The organism is Propioniciclava flava, from assembly GCF_004126535.1.
GTDB classification, from domain to species: domain Bacteria; phylum Actinomycetota; class Actinomycetes; order Propionibacteriales; family Propionibacteriaceae; genus Propioniciclava; species Propioniciclava flava.
Genome location: NZ_PPCV01000006.1, coordinates 1 through 20,076, shown reverse-complemented (window position 1 = coordinate 20,076; position 20,076 = coordinate 1). Strand labels below are relative to the sequence as shown.

20 protein-coding genes and 1 pseudogene are annotated in these 20,076 nt (G+C 67.8%); 11 read left to right on the top strand and 10 right to left on the bottom strand.

Annotation, left to right across the window (positions count from 1 at the left end; all coding sequences use genetic code 11):
* Nucleotides 1-84 precede the first annotated feature (84 nt).
* Nucleotides 85-1,368 carry a lactate racemase domain-containing protein gene (locus C1706_RS09305; RefSeq protein WP_241653509.1) on the bottom strand — a complete coding sequence of 428 codons (1,284 nt, stop codon included), beginning with the start codon at nt 1,366-1,368 and terminating at the stop codon, nt 85-87.
* 137 nt (nt 1,369-1,505) lie between these two features.
* Here C1706_RS09305 and C1706_RS09300 point away from each other — a divergent pair, with 137 nt between their 5' ends.
* Nucleotides 1,506-2,876 (top strand): mannitol dehydrogenase family protein, encoded by a 1,371-nt coding sequence (locus C1706_RS09300; protein WP_129458978.1) that lies wholly within the window; start codon nt 1,506-1,508, stop codon nt 2,874-2,876.
* A gap of 61 nt (nt 2,877-2,937) precedes the next feature.
* Here C1706_RS09300 and C1706_RS09295 read toward each other — a convergent pair whose 3' ends face one another.
* The 4 genes from C1706_RS09295 to pyrR are packed head-to-tail and all read right to left on the bottom strand — an operon-like array spanning nt 2,938 to nt 6,360.
* A complete protein-coding gene (locus C1706_RS09295; protein ID WP_129458977.1) occupies nt 2,938-3,615 on the bottom strand; it encodes a phosphatase PAP2 family protein in 678 nt (225 codons plus the stop codon).
* Nucleotides 3,612-4,874 carry a dihydroorotase gene (locus C1706_RS09290; RefSeq protein ID WP_129458976.1) on the bottom strand — a complete coding sequence of 421 codons (1,263 nt, stop codon included), beginning with the start codon at nt 4,872-4,874 and terminating at the stop codon, nt 3,612-3,614. Before C1706_RS09290 ends, C1706_RS09295 begins: the two co-directional genes overlap by 4 nt.
* Nucleotides 4,874-5,809: an aspartate carbamoyltransferase catalytic subunit gene (locus C1706_RS09285; protein WP_129458975.1), complete on the bottom strand. Its 936-nt coding sequence runs from the start codon at nt 5,807-5,809 to the stop codon at nt 4,874-4,876. Before C1706_RS09285 ends, C1706_RS09290 begins: the two co-directional genes overlap by 1 nt.
* Complete coding sequence (pyrR, locus tag C1706_RS09280) at nt 5,809-6,360, bottom strand: bifunctional pyr operon transcriptional regulator/uracil phosphoribosyltransferase PyrR (RefSeq protein WP_129458974.1); 552 nt, start codon at nt 6,358-6,360, stop codon at nt 5,809-5,811. The genes C1706_RS09285 and pyrR overlap by 1 nt, the downstream gene beginning before the upstream one ends.
* A gap of 86 nt (nt 6,361-6,446) precedes the next feature.
* Between pyrR and C1706_RS09275 the strand changes: the two genes are divergently transcribed.
* Nucleotides 6,447-6,650, top strand: coding sequence for a hypothetical protein (locus tag C1706_RS09275; protein ID WP_129458973.1), 204 nt, complete (start codon nt 6,447-6,449; stop codon nt 6,648-6,650).
* On the opposite strand, the gene C1706_RS09270 is transcribed toward C1706_RS09275, so the two are convergent.
* Nucleotides 6,647-7,543: a Nif3-like dinuclear metal center hexameric protein gene (locus C1706_RS09270; protein WP_129458972.1), complete on the bottom strand. Its 897-nt coding sequence runs from the start codon at nt 7,541-7,543 to the stop codon at nt 6,647-6,649. The genes C1706_RS09275 and C1706_RS09270 overlap by 4 nt on opposite strands.
* 22 nt (nt 7,544-7,565) lie before the next feature.
* A complete protein-coding gene (pepN, locus tag C1706_RS09265) occupies nt 7,566-10,148 on the bottom strand; it encodes an aminopeptidase N (RefSeq protein WP_129459160.1) in 2,583 nt (860 codons plus the stop codon).
* A 104-nt stretch (nt 10,149-10,252) separates the two neighbouring features.
* Here pepN and C1706_RS09260 point away from each other — a divergent pair, with 104 nt between their 5' ends.
* The 3 genes from C1706_RS09260 to C1706_RS09250 all read left to right on the top strand — a co-directional run bounded on the left by C1706_RS09260 (nt 10,253) and on the right by C1706_RS09250 (nt 12,662).
* Nucleotides 10,253-10,855 carry a mycothiol-dependent nitroreductase Rv2466c family protein gene (locus tag C1706_RS09260; protein ID WP_129458971.1) on the top strand — a complete coding sequence of 201 codons (603 nt, stop codon included), beginning with the start codon at nt 10,253-10,255 and terminating at the stop codon, nt 10,853-10,855.
* 75 nt (nt 10,856-10,930) lie between these two features.
* The gene (locus tag C1706_RS09255) at nt 10,931-11,386 is read left to right on the top strand and encodes a ribose-5-phosphate isomerase (protein ID WP_129458970.1); all 456 of its coding nucleotides are present in this window, start codon (nt 10,931-10,933) and stop codon (nt 11,384-11,386) included.
* Between the two features lie 46 nt (nt 11,387-11,432).
* Nucleotides 11,433-12,662, top strand: coding sequence for a hypothetical protein (locus C1706_RS09250; RefSeq protein ID WP_129458969.1), 1,230 nt, complete (start codon nt 11,433-11,435; stop codon nt 12,660-12,662).
* A 92-nt stretch (nt 12,663-12,754) separates the two neighbouring features.
* Here the strand turns inward: C1706_RS09250 and C1706_RS09245 are convergent, their stop codons facing one another.
* The 3 genes from C1706_RS09245 to C1706_RS09235 all read right to left on the bottom strand — a co-directional run bounded on the left by C1706_RS09245 (nt 12,755) and on the right by C1706_RS09235 (nt 14,652).
* Entirely contained in the window at nt 12,755-13,168 is a 414-nt protein-coding gene (locus C1706_RS09245; RefSeq protein ID WP_129458968.1) for a hypothetical protein, read from the bottom strand.
* 201 nt (nt 13,169-13,369) lie between these two features.
* Entirely contained in the window at nt 13,370-13,957 is a 588-nt protein-coding gene (locus C1706_RS09240) for a hypothetical protein (RefSeq protein ID WP_129458967.1), read from the bottom strand.
* Entirely contained in the window at nt 13,954-14,652 is a 699-nt protein-coding gene (locus tag C1706_RS09235; RefSeq protein WP_129458966.1) for a hypothetical protein, read from the bottom strand. The genes C1706_RS09240 and C1706_RS09235 overlap by 4 nt, the downstream gene beginning before the upstream one ends.
* A 59-nt stretch (nt 14,653-14,711) precedes the next feature.
* Here C1706_RS09235 and C1706_RS09230 point away from each other — a divergent pair.
* The 6 genes and pseudogenes from C1706_RS09230 (at nt 14,712) to C1706_RS09205 (ending at nt 19,786) form a co-directional block, all read left to right on the top strand.
* Nucleotides 14,712-15,562: pseudogene (locus tag C1706_RS09230) on the top strand (Fpg/Nei family DNA glycosylase).
* Nucleotides 15,559-17,010: a hypothetical protein gene (locus C1706_RS09225; RefSeq protein ID WP_129458965.1), complete on the top strand. Its 1,452-nt coding sequence runs from the start codon at nt 15,559-15,561 to the stop codon at nt 17,008-17,010. The pseudogene C1706_RS09230 and the gene C1706_RS09225 overlap by 4 nt, the downstream one beginning before the upstream one ends.
* Nucleotides 17,011-17,153: 143 nt before the next feature.
* Nucleotides 17,154-17,894 carry an ATP-binding cassette domain-containing protein gene (locus C1706_RS09220; RefSeq protein ID WP_129458964.1) on the top strand — a complete coding sequence of 247 codons (741 nt, stop codon included), beginning with the start codon at nt 17,154-17,156 and terminating at the stop codon, nt 17,892-17,894.
* Nucleotides 17,895-18,001: 107 nt separating this feature from the next.
* On the top strand, nt 18,002-18,673 hold the full coding sequence (locus tag C1706_RS09215; protein WP_129458963.1) for a hypothetical protein: 672 nt from the start codon (nt 18,002-18,004) through the stop codon (nt 18,671-18,673).
* A gap of 117 nt (nt 18,674-18,790) precedes the next feature.
* Nucleotides 18,791-19,192, top strand: a complete 402-nt coding sequence (locus C1706_RS09210) for a hypothetical protein (protein WP_129458962.1) — start codon at nt 18,791-18,793, stop codon at nt 19,190-19,192.
* A gap of 288 nt (nt 19,193-19,480) precedes the next feature.
* Complete coding sequence (locus tag C1706_RS09205; RefSeq protein ID WP_129458961.1) at nt 19,481-19,786, top strand: hypothetical protein; 306 nt, start codon at nt 19,481-19,483, stop codon at nt 19,784-19,786.
* The last annotated feature ends 290 nt before the right edge of the window (nt 19,787-20,076 follow it).

Genomic DNA, 20,076 nt, shown 5'->3' with positions numbered 1-20,076 from the left:
GGAGGTGTTCCTCAGCTAGGCAGCCAACGGAGGACGAACGCGCCACGGATGCAGATCCGCGGCGCGTTCGCTGTGTGAAGGGGCTCAGCGCGGCGTGAGGCGGTACAGCACCTCGCCGGCGTTCTCCTGGACGAAGACCGTCGGGTCGGCGTTCCAGGCGTCGAAGTCGGCGTCCTCCAAAGCGAGGTAGCCGAGGTTGACCTGCTCGCAGATCTCTTGCGGGATCTGCGTGCACAGCGTCACCTTGATCCGGTTCGTCTCGACGCCTGTCTCGGGGTCGAACGTGCCCGCCCCCCGCACGTGAGTGGAGTGAGCCAAAACACCCTTGGGGACGCCTTGGAACTGATCCCACTGCTTCGTGAAGTACTCGATGCTGTGGTAGCCGATGTCGTAGATCTCAGGGTGCTGCTCCGACACCTCGGTGACGTGCGGGGCGTAGATGACCACCTCGCCGCCGTCCGCCATCGCGGGCTGCATCTTGTAGCACCCCTTGGCGGCAGTCCAGATGTCGTCGTAGCGGGTCGGCATCATCGCGATGACCTTCGTGAAGGGCTCATCGACGTAGACGACATGCGTTTGGGAGGCCACCGCGGCGGCCGCCGCCCACGATTCTTCGCTGCTGCCAAACGAGATGGATTCGATTTCCCCCGTGCCCGACTGGACGACCAGGCACAACGCCAGCCGCAACCCTGGGATCATCGCCGAGCCTGCGTCGACGATGGCGCGCACGGGCGTGACGCCGGTCGTCCCGATCATCGTTTCGATGCCGATGAGGGCACCGACCCAGTGGGACAAGTCGATGGCGTCGTGGGTGCTGCAGCCCGGGATGAAGTACTTGTTGCCACCGGAGATGCCGATGACCTCATGCGGGAATACGGGCCCGATGACGAGGTTGATGTCGGCCTCGGCGACGTAGCGGTTCATCTCGACGACGACCTCTTCGCTGACCAGGCCGCCGCTGAGCTGCGACACCTCTTCGGCGCTCAGCGTGCCCAGCGTCACGATCTTGTCGGGGTCGAGGAACTCGTGGTTGACCACCGTCATGCCCGGGTAGGTCTCGGCGAGCGTGCTGCCCTGCGGTACCCCGAACCAGGCGTCGATCTCGGCGGGCTCCATGTAGGAATGGGTGCCCAGCGCGATGACCGTCGTCAGCGACGCAACCCGATCAATGAGGTGCCGGTGCACGGTGCGCAGCAGCAGCGGCAGGGGGCAACTGCGTGTGCCGTCGGGAACGACGAGGACGACGGACTTGTCATCGAAGTCGACACCCGCGAACTGATCGAGGATGAAGGCGTCCAACTCGGCGTCGGCCACCGTGAGATGCGGGCCTCCGATGGTCACGGCTTCGAGGGTGGCGGATTGGGACACGGCGTCCTCCTGGAGCGGGATTGCAGTGATGGCAATGCTAGGGCCACCGGTTGCCAACAATGGCCTGAATTGCCCTGTTGCCCGGGCGTCAGCCCTAGGCTGCCTGTGTTGTTGCACGCACAAGAAAGGTCCATGACGTGACCCGCCGACTCACCCGCGCCCAAGATGGCCGCCCCGCAGCACCGATCCGGATCGTCCACCTGGGGCTGGGGAACTTCTTCCGCGCCCACGAGGCCATGTACACCGAACGTGCCTCCGATGCCGACGCCTGGGGCATCGCCGCGTTCACGGGTCGCTCCACGGCGATGGCCGAGGCGATGGCTGCCCAGGACGGCCTGTACGAGTTGATCGTGCAGAACCCCGAGGGCAACGAGTACGAGGTGATCAGTTCCATCTCGGCGACGCACAGCGGCCAAGACGTGGCTGCGTTCGTCGGCTACCTTGCCGATCCGGCCGTCGTCATCGTGAGTTCGACGATCACTGAGGCCGGCTACCTCCCGGGGCCCGACGGCGGCGTCGATCTCGCCCACGATGCAATCCAGGCCGATGTCGAGGCACTCGCCTCAGGGCGAACCCTGGACGTCACGACCGCGCCCGGTAAGTTCATCGCGGGCCTGCTGGCCCGGCGTGCTGCCGACGCTGGCCCGATCACGTTCCTGCCCTGCGACAACGTTCCCGACAACGGACACATGGTCGCTGGGGTCTTGTCGTCGCTGGCCACCGCTGTGGATCCCACCCTGGTGGCGTGGATGAACGACAACGTGAGCTTCGCCACCACGATGGTTGACCGCATCACCCCCAGCATCTCTTCGGAGGCGCGGCAGGCGCTGGCCGACGACGAAGGCATCGAGGATCCCGCAGCGGTGGCGACCGAGCCGTTCACCGAATGGGTGATCGCCGGATCGTTCCCGGGCGGGCGCCCCGATTGGGAGTCGGCGGGGGCCGTGTTCGTTGACGACATCACCCCTCACGAACTGCGCAAGCTGTGGCTGCTGAACGGCTCGCACTCACTCATGGCCTACGCGGCGACCGTGGTGGGCCATGCCACGGTCTTCGAGGCGATCAGCGATCCGACGGTGGCGGGCTGGGTCAACGACTGGTGGGATGTCGCGGCGCGTCACCTTCCGCTGCCCGCCGACGAGGTGGACGCCTACCGGGCGGCCCTGCTGGAGCGCTTCAGCAACCCACGCATGAAGGATCAACTGTCCCGGATCGCCGCCGACGGCTCGGTGAAGATCCCGATCCGCATCGTGCCCGCGCTCAACGCTGATCGGGCGGCAGGCCGCGAGCCGATCGGTGCCGAGCGTGCCGTCGCCGCCTGGGTGCTGCACACCCGCGGTCTGGGTGCCCCGATCAACGATGCGAAAGCTGGCGTCGTAGCCGAGATCGGGCAGGGGAGCCTGGCCGAGTCCGTCACCAAGGCTGCCGACTACCTGGGCATCGACGACGCCGCGGCTCGGGCTTCCCTCCTCGCCTTGGCCACAGAACTGGAGGCCAAGGCCGCCTGAGCGGGCCCAACCTTTCCTGATCTGACGCGCCGGCGGTTCCTGGACGGAGCCGCCGGTGTTGTCATGCCGGGTGGGCGTCGCCGGGCGTGGTGCCTACCTTCGGTGTCAGGAGGGACCAGGCGGCGAGGACCAGCAGGAACAGGGCCGCCGAGCCGAAGGCGTCCACGATCGAGTGCTGCTTCAGGAAGGCCGTGGACAGCGCGATGACGACGGTCAGCACGATCCCCGCCACCTTGACCCAGACGGAACGAACGTAGCGGCTGGTGATCAGGCAGTAGGCCACCACCAGCGAGGTGTACACGTGCAGGCTGGGGAAGACGTTGGACGGGTCATCGAAGCCCTGCAGGCCCGCGACCACATCGGTGAACCAGCCCTGATCGGGGTACACCGCCGGGCGCAGCGTCTGCGTGGTCGGCCACACCGTGTACCCCACCAGGCATGCCGTCATGCCCACGATCAGCAAGAACGCCAGCCGGGGCGTCTCGGCGTAGCTGCGGAAGTCGCGCACCAGGAGCCAGCCGATGAACCCCAGCAAGAAGGGGAACCAGGCGAAATAGCCGATCGCCCACCGCGCGTCGAACGGGATGAGGGCGTCGAGGGTAGATTCGACGACCACCATGCCGGTCGCGGGGCGTCCTTCCAAGGCGAAATACCACACCAGGAAGAGGGGAAGGTAGGCCAGCGGGGCCAGCTTCACCCACAGCGGAAGCGTGCCCTGCGGCGAGCGAGGAGCGCTCACCGGCGATAGGTGACGGCGCCCCGCCACAGCGTGAGTTCGACCGGATCGGGCAGATCAATGCCGTGGTAGGGGTTGTTCCGTGACCGGGATGCCGAGGCGGCACGGTCGACGGTCGCACGTCGGGTCGGATCGACCAGGACGAGGTTGGCGGGTTCGCCGACAGCGATCTGACGCCCCTGATGGGGGAGACGTCCGATCCGTGCCGGTGCTGCAGACATCCGCTCCACGAGTGTGGCCCAGTCCATGCGTCCGGTGTTGACCATCACGTCGATGACGACACCGAGCGCCTGCTCCAGCCCGAGCATGCCGGGGGAGGCCACATCGAAGGGGTGGTCCTTGTCCTGGCGCGCATGGGGGGCGTGGTCGGTGCCGACGACGTCGATCGTGCCATCGGCCAGGGCCTCCCGCAGTGCCTCGATGTGCTCGGAGGTACGCAGCGGCGGGTTGACCTTGAACGTCGTGTCGTACCCCTCCACGTGCGGAGTGTCCAGCAGCAGGTGATGCGGGGTGACCTCGGCGGTCACGTCGATGCCGCGCTTCTTGGCCCAGCGGATGACCTCGACGCTCTCGGCCGTGGAGATGTGGCAGGCGTGGTAGCGGCCGCCAGTGAACTCGGCGAGTTGGACGTCGCGGGCGATGATCGTCGACTCGGCGACGGTCGGCCACCCAGGCAGCCCGAGGCGCCCCGAAATCTCCGACTCATGGCAGCAGGCCGATGGCCCGGCCAGGCGGGGATCTTGCGCGTGTTGGGCGACGACGCCGCCGAACGGCTTGAGGTAGGTGAGGGCGCGCCGCATGATCAGCGAGTCGTGGATGCAGGCGCCGTCGTCGGAGAACACGGTGACGCCCTGAGCGGCCATCATCCCGAGTTCGGCGAGTTCGGTGCCGTCGCGGCCCTTGGTGACTGCGCCGATGGGCACCACCTCGCAGTGTGCGTCCCGGGCGGCCAACTCGTTGAGGTAGGCCACCGCCTCCCCGGTGTCGGTGGCGGGGGTCAGGTTCGGCATGGCGAAGACGGCGGTGAAGCCCCCTCGTGCTGCGGCCCTCGTCCCGGAGGCGACGGTCTCGGCGTCCTCGCGGCCCGGTTCGCGCAGGTGAGTGTGGAGATCGACCAGGCCGGGCAACGCCAGCAGGCCGTCGCCGTCGACGCGTTCGGCGTCCGCGGGCAGGTCAGAGACCGGAACGATCAGGCCCTCGTGGACCGCCACATCGGTGACGGTGCCATCAGCCAGACGCACTCCGCTGATCAGCAGGCTCATCACGCCGCTCCTTCCCCACCCAGCAGGTGGTACAGCACGCTCATGCGGACGGCGACGCCCGCAGAAACCTGATTCAAAACTCGGGAGGAGGCGGCATCGGCCGCTTCGCTAGAGATCTCCACGCCCCGGTTCATGGGGCCGGGGTGGAGGATGGCGGCGCTCGGCTTGAGGTGAGCGAGTCGCTGCGCGGTGAGCCCATACTCGTGGGCGTACTCGCGCGCCGTGGGGAAGAACCCACCCGACATGCGTTCGCGTTGGACCCGCAGCATCATGACGACGTCGGCGTCCGCGAGGACCGAGTCGAAGTCGTGGGTGGTCGCCACACCCCAGTGCTCGACCCCGGTCGGCATGAGCGTCGGGGGAGCGACCAGCGTCACCAAGCCGCCCAGGGTCCGCTGCAGCAGCACATTGCTGCGCACCACCCGGCTGTGGAGCAGGTCGCCGACGATCGCGATCCGCTTGCCGCGGAACGTGTCGGCCACCTTCGCGTCCCGGAAGTGCTGACGCATCGTGTAGGCGTCCAGGAGGGCCTGGGTCGGGTGTTCGTGCTGCCCATCGCCCGCATTGACCACATGCGCGTTGACCCAGCCAGCCGCCTGGGCGACAGCACCGGAAGAGTTGTGCCGGATGACGAAGCAGTCCACGCCCATCGCGTCCAGCGTCATCATGGTGTCGCGCAGCGACTCGCCCTTGCTGACGCTGGAACCCTTGGCCGACACGTTGATCGTGTCCGCGCTCATCCACTTGCCCGCGATCTCAAACGACGAGCGGGTGCGAGTGGAGTCCTCGAAGAAGATGTTCACGATCGTCCGGCCGCGCAGGGCGGGGATCTTCTTAATGGGCCGGCGCTGCACCTCGTGCATCTCCTCGGCCACATTCAACAGCGAGGTGATGTCGTCGTGGGTCAGGTCGGCTGCACTGAGCAGATGCCGCATCAGGCCTCCTTCTCGGTGCGGACGCTGACCTGGTCCTCACCGTCGATCTCGGACAGGAGCACCCGCACGTGCTGGGCGGGCCCGGTGGGAAGGTCTTTGCCGACAAAATCGGCCTGGATGGGCAACTCGCGGTGCCCACGGTCAATGAGGGCCGCTAGGCGGATCGCGGTGGGCCGGCCCAGATCCTTCAGCGCCTCCATCGCGGCGGCGATCGTGCGCCCCGAGAAGAGGACGTCATCCACCAAGACCACGGTGCGGCCGTCCACCGACACCGGAATGCGGGTGGGACCCACCGCACGGGTGGGCTGGCGACGCAAATCGTCGCGGTACATGGTGATGTCGAGTTCCCCGACGGGGACTGCGGCACCCTCAGCCGCCTCGATGGCCGCACCTAACCGATGGGCGAGCGGGACGCCCCGGGTACGGATCCCCAGCAGGAGCAAGCCGTCGCTGCCCTTGTTGCTTTCGAGAATGTGAAGGGCGATGCGATTCAACGCCCGGGAGATGTCGTCGCTATCCCAGATGACCCGGGAGTCGCTGCCTGCGCTCAACCTGGTACTCCTCGCCTCGAAACGGACGCGTCACCCGCGCCGCTCGGGGCCTCAATCTATCGCAGTTGTCCGCTAGCATTTCGCGCATGCCGCATCTCACGTTGTTCCCCTTGCTGGAAACGCACACGGTGCCCGGCTGGCCGGAGGTCTACAACCCGTCGCTCAACGACGTCCTCCTGTTCACGGTCGCGCTGCCCGTCGCTATCGCGTTGCCGATCGCGCTCGCCGTCATGGGCCCCGCCTGGCTGCGCCGCAGCAAGGGTGAGGAAACCGAGTCCGAAGCGGCCTAAGCCCTCGGGCCTCCTTCGGCCCGCGCAGCGTGGGCGGTCCCCTCGTGACTGAGCAGGGCGGGATGGGAGCCAAAGATCCCCGTCCACGGATCGGTCACGAGCGTCGACACTCGCGTCTGCACCGGTCGTCCCGCATCCTTGGCTCGGCTTTGGAGTAACGCCTCGGCGTGGGGCAGCCATAGCCACTCGGCCGCCCAGTGGGGCACGTCGATCAGGCAAGGAGCGTCGGCATAGGCGAGGAAGTCCTGCGCGCGATGATGCCGCAGGTCTCCGGTTACATAGCAGTCGACCTCCAGCTCACGCGCCACCTCAAGCAGGGAATCACCCGCACCACCCAGTACCGCCACCGTCTCGATCCGTCGCTTCGGGTCGCCTCCCAGCCGAACGCCGGTCACCGTCGCCGGGACCGCTGCGGCCAGACGCTGGGCCAGCGCCGCAGCCGTGAGGGGCTCAGACAGCTGCCCCACCCGGCCCAACCCTTCGGTGGAATCCGGTGAGCCGTGGGGGAGCATGGGACGCCGGGGGCCCATGCCGACGGCGTCCGCGAGAGCGTCCGCCACCCCGTCGGCGGCGGAATCAGCGTTGGTATGCGTGCTGACGACAGCGATTCCCGACCGGATCGCCTCGATGAGCAGGCGCCCCTTCGGGTCGTCCGCGCGCACCGCATGCACGCCCCGCAACAGGAGCGGGTGGTGGCTCACGATGAGTTGAGCCCCCACCCGCTTGGCCTCGGCCAGCACCGCGTCGGTGACATCCACGCTCAGGACGACGGCGTCCACCTGAGCGTCAGGGTCACCGACGCTCAGGCCGACGCGATCCCAGTCTTCAGCCAGCGCGGACGGGTAGGCGTCCTCCAACCAGCCCGCGATGTCGCGGACACGCAGCACGCCCATGTCCCCTCCTTGCTTCGAGCCGTCAGGCTCCCTGGTTGTGCAGGGCGCGCAAGGCGTCGTCGCGGCGCTCCAAGACGAGCCGCTTGACCGAATCCGGCAGCGCGCGCTCGGCGAGGAAGGCGTCCAGCGTGGCGATGAACGCGCGATCAGCCAGCGGGCGCGGGAACAGCAGCCCCAAGACATGCTGGCGGATCGTCGTCGAGGCGGTGGCCCAGCGGCCACGCTGGTTGCCGATGTCGTCCACGACCTCGAGGTAACGGTCCACGTACGGGGTCAGGATCTCGTCTTGGTCCAACTGCCAGAACTGGGAGGTGATCTGGAAGTGGGTCTCGTTGGGAGTGTCCTGCTCCGTGGCCGCAGCCCAGGCGGCCGCCTTCGCGTCGGCGTCCTTGGACGCCGAGCGGGCTCCGGCAGCCTTCTCGGCCCCCGTCGAGGTGGGGTCGCGATCCAGTTCGGCGGCGATCTCCGCCTCGCCTGCAGCGCCGACGCGTGCCAACTCCGTCAGCAGGCGCCACCGCAGGTCGGCGTCCACCGCCAAGCCCTCGGGAACCTCCTCACCGGCCAGCCAGGCCGCCAGCACGGCGGCCCCCGGCTCGGAATCGATCGACAACGCCAGGGCCCTCACCAGCGCGAGCTGGTGGTCCGATCCCGGCTCGGCCTCCTTGAGCAGTTGGGCGAGCCCGGCGGTGAACCGGCGCGCCACCGCGGCCCGATCGTCGCGGGGGGCGTAGTAGTCGATGGCGAGGCGAGCCTGAGCTAGCAAAGCGTTGACGGCCGTCAGGTCGGTCTCGACGCCGACGCCGCGCAGCACCAGATCCACATAGTCGGAGGCGGTCATCTCCCCGTCACGGGTGAGATCCCACGTGGCGCCCCAGGCCAGTGCCCGGGCCACTTCGTCATCCAGTTGGTGGATGTGGGCAACGAGGGTCCCCAACGAGCGGGGATCCAGCCGGATCTTGGTGTAGGACAGGTCGTCGTCGTTGAGCAGCAGCAGATCGGGACGCCGGGCGTGAAGGAGCTCGGGCACCGCAGTGCTCTCACCGTCGATGTCGAACTCGAACCGCTCGGTGCGCACCAGCGAGTCGTCGACGAGGTTGTACAGGCCCACGGCGATCCGCTGGCGACGCAGGGTCGGCCACTGCGGGGAAGCCCACTGACGGATCGCGAAGCGGGTGAACTCGCCGTCCTCCTCGTCCCAATCGGCGGCGATGGTGTTGACGCCCGCGGTCTGGAGCCACTGGCTGGTGAAGAATCCCAGGTCGCGGCCCGAGGCGACCTCCAGTTCGGCCAGCAGATCCGGCAACTGCGTGTTGCCGAAGGCGTGCTTGGCGAAGTAGGCGCGCACCCCGGCCAGGAAGTCTTCCTTACCGACGAAGGCGACCAGTTGCCGCAGCGCCGAGGCGCCCTTGGCGTACGTGATGCCGTCGAAGTTCAACTCGACAGCCTCCAGATCGACCATGTCGGCGGCGATCGGGTGCGTGGAGGGAAGCTGATCTTGGCGGTACGCCCACGTCTTGCGGCTGTTGGAGAACGTCGCCCACGGGTTCGCGCGATCCCCATAGCGGGCCCGGATCTCTTCTTGCGCGAAGTGGGAGGCCCACTCGGCGAAGGACTCGTTCAGCCACAGGTCGTCCCACCAGGTCATGGTCACCAGATCGCCGAACCACATGTGGGCCATCTCGTGCAGGATCGTGTTGTCGCGCGACTCGTAGCTGGCGGCCGTCTGGCGGCTACGGAAGATGTACTCGTCGCGGAACGTGATGCAGCCTGCGTTCTCCATCGCACCGAAGTTGAACTCAGGGACGAAGATCTGCGCGTAGTCGTCGAACGGGTAGGGGCGCCCGAAGTGCTCCTCGAACACCGCGAACCCGCGCTTGGTCGTCTCGAAGATGCGGTCCGCGTCCAGGTGCTGGGCGACCGAATCGCGCACATGGATCGACAGCGGGATCGTCGAGCCGTCCGCACGCTGGTAGGTGTCGTGCTCCGAATGGAAGTCCCCCGCAACCAGGGCCGTGATGTAGGTGCTGATGCGCGGTGTGGCCGCGAAATCCCAGCGCGCGATGCCGTCGGCTTGAGCCACCGGCTCGACGGCGGGCGCGTTGGACAGCACAGTCCAGTTCTGCGGGGCGAGGACCGACAACTGGAAGGTCGCCTTGAGGTCGGGCTGCTCGAACGTCACATACATGCGCCGTGCGTCAGCGACCTCGAACTGTGTGTAGAGGTAGGTCTTGTCGTCGGCCGGATCGATGAACCGGTGCAATCCCTCGCCCGTGCGGGAAAACCGCATCACCGCGGTGACCTGCAGCAGGTGATCGCCTTCGGTCAGGTTGAGCGTGAGATGTTCACCGTCGAAGGCTTCGGGCCCGACGGCCTCGCCGTCGAGCGTGGCCGAGAGAATCTCCTCAGCGATGACGTTGGCGTTCGCGACGCAGGCGATGGAACTGAATCGCACCGTCGTGGTAGAGACGAAGGTCTTCTCGGGAGCCTCCAGCGGCGTCGCGTCAGGGCGCTTGCCGGACAGGTCTACCAGGACCTCGTAAGAGGCGACACGGAGTTGACGGCTGCGGAGATTTGCCTCGTCACGGGTGATGTTGGCGCGGAACATGCGGTTCATCCTCGAATGCGCTCGACGTTATGACGCGACCACACTAGCGCCCTGGACGGCGCTGGCCAGGGAGATCGCCCGTGCTCCCGGGTAGGGTTTTGCGTATGACGCAAACCGTTGACCTGTGGTTCGACCCGGTGTGCCCCTGGGCGTGGATGACCTCGCGTTGGTTGCTGGAGGTCGAGAAGGTGCGTGACGTGCACGTGGAGTTCCACGTCATGAGCTTGGCGGTGCTCAACGAGGGGCGCGACGTGCCCCCCGGGTACCGCGAACTGCTGGATGCGGCCTGGGCCGGGGTCCGCGTCGCCATGGAGGTGGAGCGCACCCACGGGCAGGAGGCTTTGCGTGCCTTCTACACCGCGATCGGGACGCGCTATCACCCCGGTGGGCAGCCCAAGGAGCGTGCGACGTTGGAGGCCGCGTTGACCGACGCCGGGCTACCGGTCGATCTGGCCGAGGCCGGGTACACCGATGCCCGTGACGACGACCTGCGCCGGAGCCATCACGAAGGCATGGACCCCGTGGGTGACGAAGTGGGAACCCCAGTCATCCGGATCAACGGCAAATCGCTCTTCGGGCCGGTGATCTCCCCGGCCCCGAAGGGTGAGGAGGCGGGGGACCTGTTCGACGGGGTGGTGAAGGTGACCGCCTACGACGGGTTCTTCGAGTTGAAGCGCACCCGGACGGTCGGCCCGATCTTCGGCTGATCTCACCCGCCGCCGGTCATGGCATCTGCGCGCGAACGGATGCGTGACACGGCCAGGTTGGGCCACACTGGCGGTATGCGCGTTCACATTGCGACCGACCATGCGGCCTTCGATCTCAAGCAGTACCTCGTCAAGGAACTCACGGCGTTGGGGTATGAGGTCGTCGATCACGGTGCCGATCACTATGACGCGCAAGACGACTACCCCACGTTCGTGATCCCTGCCGCCGAGGCTGTCGTCCGCGATCCGGGGTCGCTCGGCATCGTGCTGGGCGGGTCCGGCAACGGGGAACAGATCGCGGCGAACAAGGTACGGGGCGTGCGAGCAGCGCTTGCGTACAACACGGTGATGGCCCGGTTGGCCCGTGAGCACAACGATGCGAACGTTCTGAGCCTGGGCGGACGCATGCAAAGCCTGGAGGACGCGCTCGCCATGGCGAAGGTGTTCCTGGAGACCCCCTTTTCCGAGGATCCGCGCCACGTGCGCCGCCTCAAGGAGTTGGAGGACTACGAGAACGCGACGCGCGCGTGACGCAGCGTTCTTGCGCGGGTGGGGCGGCGAGGCGTCGTTCCGCGCCGTGGCCCTTCTGAAAGACGCGTACCGTTCGATCCTGCGTCTGCTCGTGGACGGCGGACGCGTCGTGGTCAACCACGGTCCCCAGTTGGTGTGCCTGTTCTTGTTCGGGTGGGCTGGGCGTGCGGGATTCCTGTGGCTCGCCACGGTCGTTTCCGACGTGAGCCCTCTGCTCGCTGTGCTGCTGTTGCCGTTGGCGCCCCTGTCCACGTTGCTGTCGCTGGTGTTGATGCTGCGGGCGACGGCGCCCACGTTGTCGGCCTTCGGCGCTTCGGCGCTGGTGTCGCGCCACGAACGCTGGCAGACGGATCTCAGCGTGGCCGCCCAGGTGATGATCCCCTTCTTGGCGGTGTACGCGGCCGCCGGTTTGCTCCGCGACGACGCCCGCACTTTTGTGGTGGATGCCACCGCTGACGAGGCGATGAACGCGTCATGGGGGACGATGAACTTCGACCGGACGGCGTACGCCCACGGTTGGGTGCTGGTCGCGCTGGTGGTGGCCGCCTTGGTGGTGCGTCAGGTGATCGCCATCATGCAGTTGACCGAGCGTCATCTCGGTTGGGCCGCAGCCGCCACATATCTCGAAGTGCTGTGGATGATCACGCTCGCCAACGCCTTCGCCGAGCAGTTCGATCAGGTGGTGGCCTGGGTGCAATCGCGCCAGGTGGTGGCCGCCGTGCTCCAGGGATGGGATGGCGTGGTGGCCTGGCTGGCTGCGTGGGGCGTGGCCATCGGCCCGCTCCTGGACGCGCTCGTGTCGGTGGGGCGCGGTCTGGGGGGCCTCGTCGTCACCCCGGTGGCGTGGTTGGCTATCGGCGCTGTCGTCTTGGGGACGTCCCTGTCCTCGGACAGGCTGACGTTTGCCACCCATGAGGATGCTGCCCGCTCGTGGGGGAGGATCCCGCAGCCGGTCCGCAGGGTTGTGGCCCAGGCCATGGAGCCGATCACCACACCGCTCCAGACCACGGTGCACGTGATCGGCCGGGTCGCCGGTGCCGGGCTCGTGTCGATGGCGATGTTCTGCGTTGCGTTCTCCCTGGCTTCCGGGTTGCAATCGCTGACGTATCTGGGGTTGCGTCAGATCCTCGGGCCGGGGGAGTCCTTGCGCCAGTATGCGATGACGCCCTACGTCCAACTCGCAGGGCGTGCCGTCTACTTCGTGGTGGCGCTCGCGCTGCTGGCGGCGGACGTGAATGCGGTGGTGGCGCATCCGGCTCGTGAGGGGGCGGCTTGAGCATGTTCTGGATTTGGTTGTTTTGCTGATGGCGCATCCGGCTCGTGAGGGGGCGGCTCCCCGTGACGCTCGTGAGTGCGAAAACCCAGCGGCTACTGCGGGATCGCCAGCGTGAGGTAGGCGGGACGATCCCACATCACTCTGACCAGCGTGGGCTGAACGTCGGGAGGAAGCGCCACCGAGGTGACGACCTGCCACGACTGCGGTCGGGGTGTGGGGGAGGGCAGGATCCCACCGTCGAGGTCGAGCGTCGGCCCGGGGGCGTCAGCGGGTGTGCATCCTCGATGCACCCAGGGCGGGTTGGGTCGTCCGCGCGCGTCCACCTTGGCTCCCTCGACGCTGTAGCGGCGACCGGAAGCGTCTTGCAACTCGATGTCGCAGGGAGTCAGGATCTGGTCGGGGGCTGCGGCGAAGTCCAACCGGATCTGCCACAACACGGTGCCAGGTGCCGGAAATTCACCGTCCACCTGGTCGGTTCGGTTGACGCCCGCGACACCAACCTGCACGGTGCGCTGGAGCGTGCGCGTGCCCGCGGTGAAGGGTTTGGGTGTAGGTGCCGGGGCCTCGCAGCAGGGTCGGCTGGCTCCATTCCCAGCGCAGATACAGTGCCGACAGTCGAAACGAGGACGCCGCCAGCGCCAAGGTCAGGGCCGGTATGGCAAGCAGTACCCACAGCCGGTTGCTGCGCCACCACGCGGAGGTGCGCATCAGCCCTCCTTCGCGTGCGCTTCGGCGAGAGCGACACGGCCTGTCGCGCTCGTGAGGGTGGCGGCTCGCTCGGCGTCCAGACCGAGATCGATGACGGCCACATCGTCGGCGTCATCGATCGAGCCCGCGGCGGGGACGTGCAGGCTGGCCCCTGCCACGGCGGCGGGATCCATCTCGAAGGCGATGGAGCACACGAAGGTCACACCGGTTTGGGTCCGGCTGCACAGGGGGGTGACTTCGGCGGCCCCACCGAACTGTCGACCATCGGGGGCGATGATCCGAGCCTCGAGGCTGTTCAGTGGGGCGGCATTGCGTGCAGGCGTCCACTCCAGATCGGTCACCAGCCAGATCGCCCGGGTGACGGCCACGTCCAGGTAGCCGGATGCCTGGGTGCCGGAGCGGAGCCCGGTCACGCTCACCGTGCCGGTGCGTAGCATCACGGGTGCCCCGAGGGCTCCGTGATGCTCGAACGGACGATCCAGGAGCGCGTCCGGTTGGGGGAGTCGAGCGGTCACGAGCGAGCCGACGAAGAGCGCCGCGACGACCAGTAATGCGGTCGCGACGCCCTGGCGGGTCAGTGCGATCATCGGGGTGGCACCTCCTCGATGGGGGCGGTGATCGCGTAGGCGGGGGTGCTGACCTGCCATTCGGCGTCGTCGGAGGAGAAGTACTCGTACCAGGTGAGTGTGCTGAGAGTGAGGCGGGCCTCCTGGGGGAGGCTGGCGCGCGGTGCTGGCCACACCGCCACCACCGTCAACGGGACGCCAGGCGGGAAGGCCCGCACCGCCAGCGAATCGTCGAGGCGATAGAGGGACGGCCGTGCGGCGGCCGGGCCCGCCACGTCGAGAGCCAGCGCGGACGCCACCGGCGTGACGACGAGGGGCTTGGCAGAGGTGTTGCTGACCGTCATGACGGCAAAGAAGTACGTGGTGTCTGCGATGGCGGGGGCAATCGGCGGCAGCGCGTCGGCGTGGCGGACGCGGGCCAGGCTCACGGTTGCGGGCCCTATCGAGAGCGGCTGGTTCACCTGGCCGGTGGGGATCTGCGGGGTGTCGTCCGCGTCGACGGGATTCAGCCCGCCCAAAGCGATGGTGAGCGCGACGGCAAGCGCGATCAGCGTCAGCGCGGCGCGCGGCGCAGTGAGGAAGCGGCCCCGGCGTGCGACCCGGTGCCTCGCCGCGCGGGCGGGACGAGGAGCGGATGGTGGCGCGCCGTTGCCGGGCGCCGCAGGGGCGGACGCGGTCGGAGCCAGTGCGCGCCGGGGGGGGGTCTGTTCCGCCACGCGGCGATCTTAGCGGTGGCGACTAGAGTGGTTTTTCGACTGCTGTGAGGAGATGCCCCATGCCCGAAGGCCATGTGATCCACCGCTTGGCCCGCAACCTCACCGACGCTTTTGGGCACGAGGACCTCCAGGTGAGCAGCCCGCAGGGCCGGTTCGCGGAGGCGTCCCATGACTCGACGGGGAGCCCCTGGTCGGAGCGGAGGCGGTGGGCAAACACCTGCTGGTGGACTTCGCGCCCGCCACGGTCTGGATCCATCTGGGGCTGATCGGGAAGCTCCGCTTCAACCACGACTTCCCGGCCCCACACCCGGAGACCTTGCGGTTACGGCTCAGCGACGGCGTGACCGCCGCCGACCTGCGTGGGCCGCAATGGTGCCGTCTGATCACCAACCAGGAGCGAGCGCAGGTCATCGCCTCGGCCGGGCCCGACCCGCTGCGTCCCGACGCGGACCCGTCGCGGGCATGGGCGAAGGTCCGACGCAGCCGCAAACCGTTCGCCGCCGTGCTCATGGACCAGTCAGTGTTTGCGGGTGTGGGCAACATTTTCCGTGCCGAAGTGCTCTTTCGGCATGGCATCGACCCGATGCTGCCTGCGCAGGATCTTCCCCAGGTGGTGTTCGACGCCGTGTGGGCTGATCTGGTGTTTCTCATGGAGGCAGCGGTGCAGGTGGGGCGCATTGACACGGTCGTGGAGGAGCACACCCCGGAGGCGATGGGCCGTGACCCGCGCGTCGATCGTCACGGCGGCGAGGTGTACGTGTACCGCCGCGCTGGCTTGCCGTGTTACGTCTGCGGGACGCCCATCGCGGTCACCGAACTGGTCGGTCGGCACCTGTATTGGTGTCCCACCTGCCAACCTCCGGGGACGCGCGGCCTGCCGGAGGTCGTCGGCGCGCAGGGGGCGTCGTGAGCGAGGCGTGGGGCTGGCGTTGGGCTGGTGGCGGGCGGGCCGTTCGGCTGATGGCGGGCGGTGAGGACGCGTGCGAACTCACGTTCGGGATCCCGCAGGCCGGTGAGGGGATGGTCTTCCACGAGGACGACGGCGAAGTGTCCTACGCGGTGGGGGAGTTGGGTGTTCGGCTCAGCGTCCGCGACGCGCTCCCTGACTGGATGGTGGAACTGGCGATCGACAACCATTCGGCTGACGTGCAGGCCATGCCGCCGCTGGGCATGGTGGTGCGCGTCCTGCCGGGCTGGGTGGGCTGGTCGTGGACGGCCGAGTCGGACGGTTTCGTGGCGGTGGCCCCCGAGACAGGTGACCAGCCGGCGTTGCTGATCCGGCTGCGGCAAGGGTTCCTGCGTGCGAGCAGCCCCGCGCCAGCGTTCGTCCCGGCGGGGCGTCGAACTGAGGCACTGGAACTCAACATGGCCGCGTTCTTTTTGGGAAATCCGACGGGGTCGCTGCGCCCGTTCTCCCGGCATCTGACCCGTCTGGAGTTCGGGACGATCGACCGCATCGACCAGGCGCGAGAGGCGATGCCCGCCTGGGTTCCGGATCTGATCGCACGCCCCGGCGACATCATCCGCTTCGACACCCCGGATCAAGCCCTCGTTCCGGGGCATGGCGTCACGGTGACCAGCGACGACATCGCGGGCCTGGTGATGGGCAATGCGGGGCATCGGGAGGTGGCGGTGCATGGTGCGCGCGGCGTGACCCGGCTGCGGCCCACGTTCGAGCCCGAGGCGGGCCTTCTCGCCGCCGAAGCGGTGTCCCCGCTGCTGGGGAGGCGCCCCGGCGGGCTCCCGACCGCCTCGGGTGCCGTCGTCGCGGCGGCGATGGCGCGCCGCCTGGTCGCCGACCCCAACGCCGCCTTGGACTGGCTGGAACAGGAGGACTGGCTGGCGCGCGGCGACCAGTTCGCGCCCCTGATCGCCTTGACGGTCGCCGTGGAAACCCACGATGAGGCCTTGGGGGAGGCCGCCTTGGACGCGCTGGCCTCCCGACGATTCGGTGCCGGGGACGGGCTGATCGCGTCCTGGGCGTGGATGGGTGGGCTGCAGTTGGGGCTCGCACCGCTGGATCTGAGCGCCGTGCTGGGCAAGGCGTCCACGGCCGCTGAACGCTGGGAGGCAGCACTAGTGGGGCACGCCCCCGAGGCGTCCTACGCAACCGGAACGCAAGCATTGATCCGCAGGCTGGGGGCCGATCTGCCGGGCGCGCCGATCGGGTTGAGCGTCACCGATGCCGGGCTGGCCATCGCGCTGTTGCGCGCCGTCCCGGAAAGCAGTGCGCTGCGTCCGGAGGCCGTCGCGGCGTCCGACAAGGCAGCGGCACTACTGGCCGCCGACTACGTCGATGGCCTGCAGCCCACCTACGACGGCTTGGCGTGGCTGTTGTGGAGCGAAGCCCTGCGCTAACCGAGGCAGTAGCGGTGGGGTGACGCCTGTTCCTTTGTTCTCCCCGATTGTTTCTCTCTTCAGTATGCTCAGGGCGGTGTTCCTGACCTGGTTGGGGGAATGCCCCCGTAGTGCGACTCATAGGCGAAAGTCGACCCACCCTGATGGCCGTCAATAATGCTCCCCACCCCGTCGTTTGTGCGCGCCTGGAGGGGGTGTTGTTCGGTTACCGGCGTGGCGTTCGTGTTTTTGATGGGCTGGATCTGGAGATTCCTGGTGGTCGCACCGTTTTGCTCGGCCCCAACGGTGCGGGCAAGACAACCTTGTTGGGGTTGCTGACCGGGCCGCTCGTCCCGCGCCGGGGTCGCGTCTGTCTCACTGGGGGACAGAGCGCGCGGGGTCGCTGGGCTCGCAGCCACGTGGGGCACCTGCCTCAGTCGGTAACCCCCGTAAGGGGCCTCACCGTCGTTGAGCAGATTGCTTTCGCCGGTTGGCTGAAAGGCATGCGCCGGGCTCAGGCAGCGGCGGCGGCGTCGGAGTGGGTGATGCGGCTGGACCTCGACGACGTCGCTCGACGGCCCGCGTCTGCGCTTTCTGGCGGGCAACGCCGCCGTATGGGGTTGGCGTCGGCGCTGGTACACGCGCCCGATATTGCGATCTTGGATGAGCCGACGGCGGGCCTGGATCCCGCGCAACGGTGGAAGTTCCGTGAACTCCTCAGCGAGTTGGCCTCCTCCATCCCGTCGTGGATTGTTTCGACCCACGACGTCGAGGACCTGTCAGAAAACTATGACCATTGCGTGGTTCTTGGGCGTGATCCTTGGTCGGGCACCCCGGCTGAGTTGGCGGGGCTCGTCGCTGCCGGGCCTCGCCGCTACGAACGAGCATGCGCGGAGCTGATGTGAACCTCACCCGCATCCCGGCCACGCTCCGAAACAATGGTGCGTTGTGGTTGACGCCCCTCCTGGTGTGGAGGGTGGCCTGACAGCGTCCCCGGGGCGGAATGGCTTTTGTGACGCCCCTCCTCGTGTGGGGGGTGGTGAACGCTGATTTGTGGGGTGAAATCTATGGAATCAGCGAAGCAGCCAAGGTCAGCACCTTCCTGATCGCGATCGCTCCCGTGGTCGCTGTCTCGTCCGCAGTCAACGCGTGGCGTCTCACGCCGTTCCTGGCGGCGAGCCGTGCCCGTTCTGCGTGGGCGACGTTGCTGCCTGGCACCGGCCTTTCGGCTTTGGTGGGGGTCGTCGTGATCATCCTGGGGGCATGGCTGCGGGCAGGCAGCCCTACCGTGTGGTGGTACGTCCTGGCCCCCACGCTGATCGCTACCGTGGCATGGAGTGCCATCGGTGCCCTCCTCGGTGTGTCATTGAGGCCGCTGATCGGTTGGCCGATCGCTCTGCTGGGCCCTTTCCTCCTGCTCACGCAAACCCTCAGTGTGGCGGACCCTCGATGGCGACACCTCACGGGTGCCTGGTTCGGTTGCTGCCAAGCGAACCGGACCCTGGCTCCCGGCATGGCGGCGGCGACCGCGTTGTTGTGGGCGAGCATTCTGGCCACGGCCCTCGCGGCGGTGTGGGCGTGGGACCGCGTGGCACCGCGGCGACTGGCGGTCATCAGCGTCGGGCTCGCCGCCTGCTTGGTGGTTCTCACCGCTGGTCGAGCACTGGACGCGGCGGCACCGTAGGGGCGGTCTGCGACCATCGTGCGTACCGACCCACGCATCTGCGCCGAACTCAGTGCTGGGACACAGTTGTGCGTGTAGCCAGAGGGCAGCAGCACCCTCACACGCCCACCATTGGCTGTGGCTGCGCAGCAGTGGGCCCAAGACGGCATTCACCTTCCCCGGACCATCGACGAGGGAGTGGCGACATCCACCTCGTCCGCGGTACCCGCGATGATCGACACCCACCTCAGGGATCGCTACGCGGTCGTGGCGCTGGCTGAGGCGGTGTCCACCTGGGCGGCCTGCGGGGTCACGAATGGGGATGGCCCTGACGGGAAACCCCTCCCCGGAGGCATCAACCGTGCCCTCACCGTCCAGGCATGGCTCATCAGGCGCGGCGGGGTCGCCAACCCCCAAGCGCTCGTCACCGAACTGGGACTGCCGGACTCTGCCGTCGCCGAACTGAACCGCCTCCAAGCCAGCACACCCCAGGCCGCCGCAGCGATGGTCAACGCCTGGTTCGCGGAATGCCCGCGATGAAGGCGTGGGCCTCCAGCAGACGGGTTCTGGTATCGCTGGTGGGCATGGTCCTGCTCACCTGGGTGGCCGCGTCCCTCGCCCAAACGATGATCGACATCCCGAACCTCCGCACCCCCGGCACCTACCCCCACGCGCTCGGCCTGTTCGTCGCGCTCCTCGCAGGCAGCGTCACCGCCTACCAACTCAGCGGACGATCACCCCTGGAACGAACCAGCGCGCGCCACCGACCTCCTCGACGCCGCGCTCGTCCTCGGTTCGCTCCTCCTCGCCACCATCGTCACCCACCTCATGGGCCTCACAGCCCCCACCGAGAACGTCCTCCGCAACATCATCGCCGCCGCAACACTGACGATGGTGCTCTGCCCCCTTGTCGGCCCAACAATCGCCGCCTGCCTTCCACCAGCGTGGGGGATCGTGGCCAGCCTCGTCGGCATCAGATACGACGGAGTCGAGCCGTGGGCCCTACCCGTATCGCAGACGACTGCCCCCTTCGCCGCTTACGCGTTGGTCAGCCTGGCCGCTGCGGGTGTGTATGTCGTCCTCACCCGCACAAGGCCCGTCTTCGACACGTGGATTTCTCCGCTTCGCGCCTAGCGGTTGACGCTATGACGCGCGCATCGTGTTGGGCGGGGCCACAGGACTCGAACCGGAGGGATGGGCGCGCCGAACTGGCGTCTGACTAGGTGTTATAGTCAAGATGTGACGATTTCACCCGTCAGTTGGGGCTTATCTGGGGCAGAGATTCCAACATGTGAACCTGAGCCGCCCCCTTCATTCGGTCCGGACGTTCTGTGAGTCGTCGGTTTCCATTTGATGGGTGCACTGCCGAGCGTACTCGGCTGGGGTTAGGTAGCCGAGCGAGGAGTGCCGGCGGTGGTGGTTGT

Bases quoted from the DNA above. Each gene is read 5' to 3' on its own strand.
- C1706_RS09290 (WP_129458976.1), bottom strand. From the start codon at position 4,874: ATGAGCCTGCTGATCAGCGGAGTGCGTCTGGCTGATGGCACCGTCACC.
- C1706_RS09220 (WP_129458964.1), top strand. From the start codon at position 17,154: ATGGCCGTCAATAATGCTCCCCACCCCGTCGTTTGTGCGCGCCTGGAG.
- C1706_RS09260 (WP_129458971.1), top strand. From the start codon at position 10,253: ATGACGCAAACCGTTGACCTGTGGTTCGACCCGGTGTGCCCCTGGGCG.
- C1706_RS09255 (WP_129458970.1), top strand. From the start codon at position 10,931: ATGCGCGTTCACATTGCGACCGACCATGCGGCCTTCGATCTCAAGCAG.
- C1706_RS09240 (WP_129458967.1), bottom strand. From the start codon at position 13,957: ATGATCGCACTGACCCGCCAGGGCGTCGCGACCGCATTACTGGTCGTC.
- C1706_RS09205 (WP_129458961.1), top strand. From the start codon at position 19,481: ATGGGCCTCACAGCCCCCACCGAGAACGTCCTCCGCAACATCATCGCC.
- C1706_RS09275 (WP_129458973.1), top strand. From the start codon at position 6,447: ATGCCGCATCTCACGTTGTTCCCCTTGCTGGAAACGCACACGGTGCCC.
- C1706_RS09285 (WP_129458975.1), bottom strand. From the start codon at position 5,809: ATGCGGCATCTGCTCAGTGCAGCCGACCTGACCCACGACGACATCACC.
- C1706_RS09270 (WP_129458972.1), bottom strand. From the start codon at position 7,543: ATGGGCGTGCTGCGTGTCCGCGACATCGCGGGCTGGTTGGAGGACGCC.
- pepN (WP_129459160.1), bottom strand. From the start codon at position 10,148: ATGTTCCGCGCCAACATCACCCGTGACGAGGCAAATCTCCGCAGCCGT.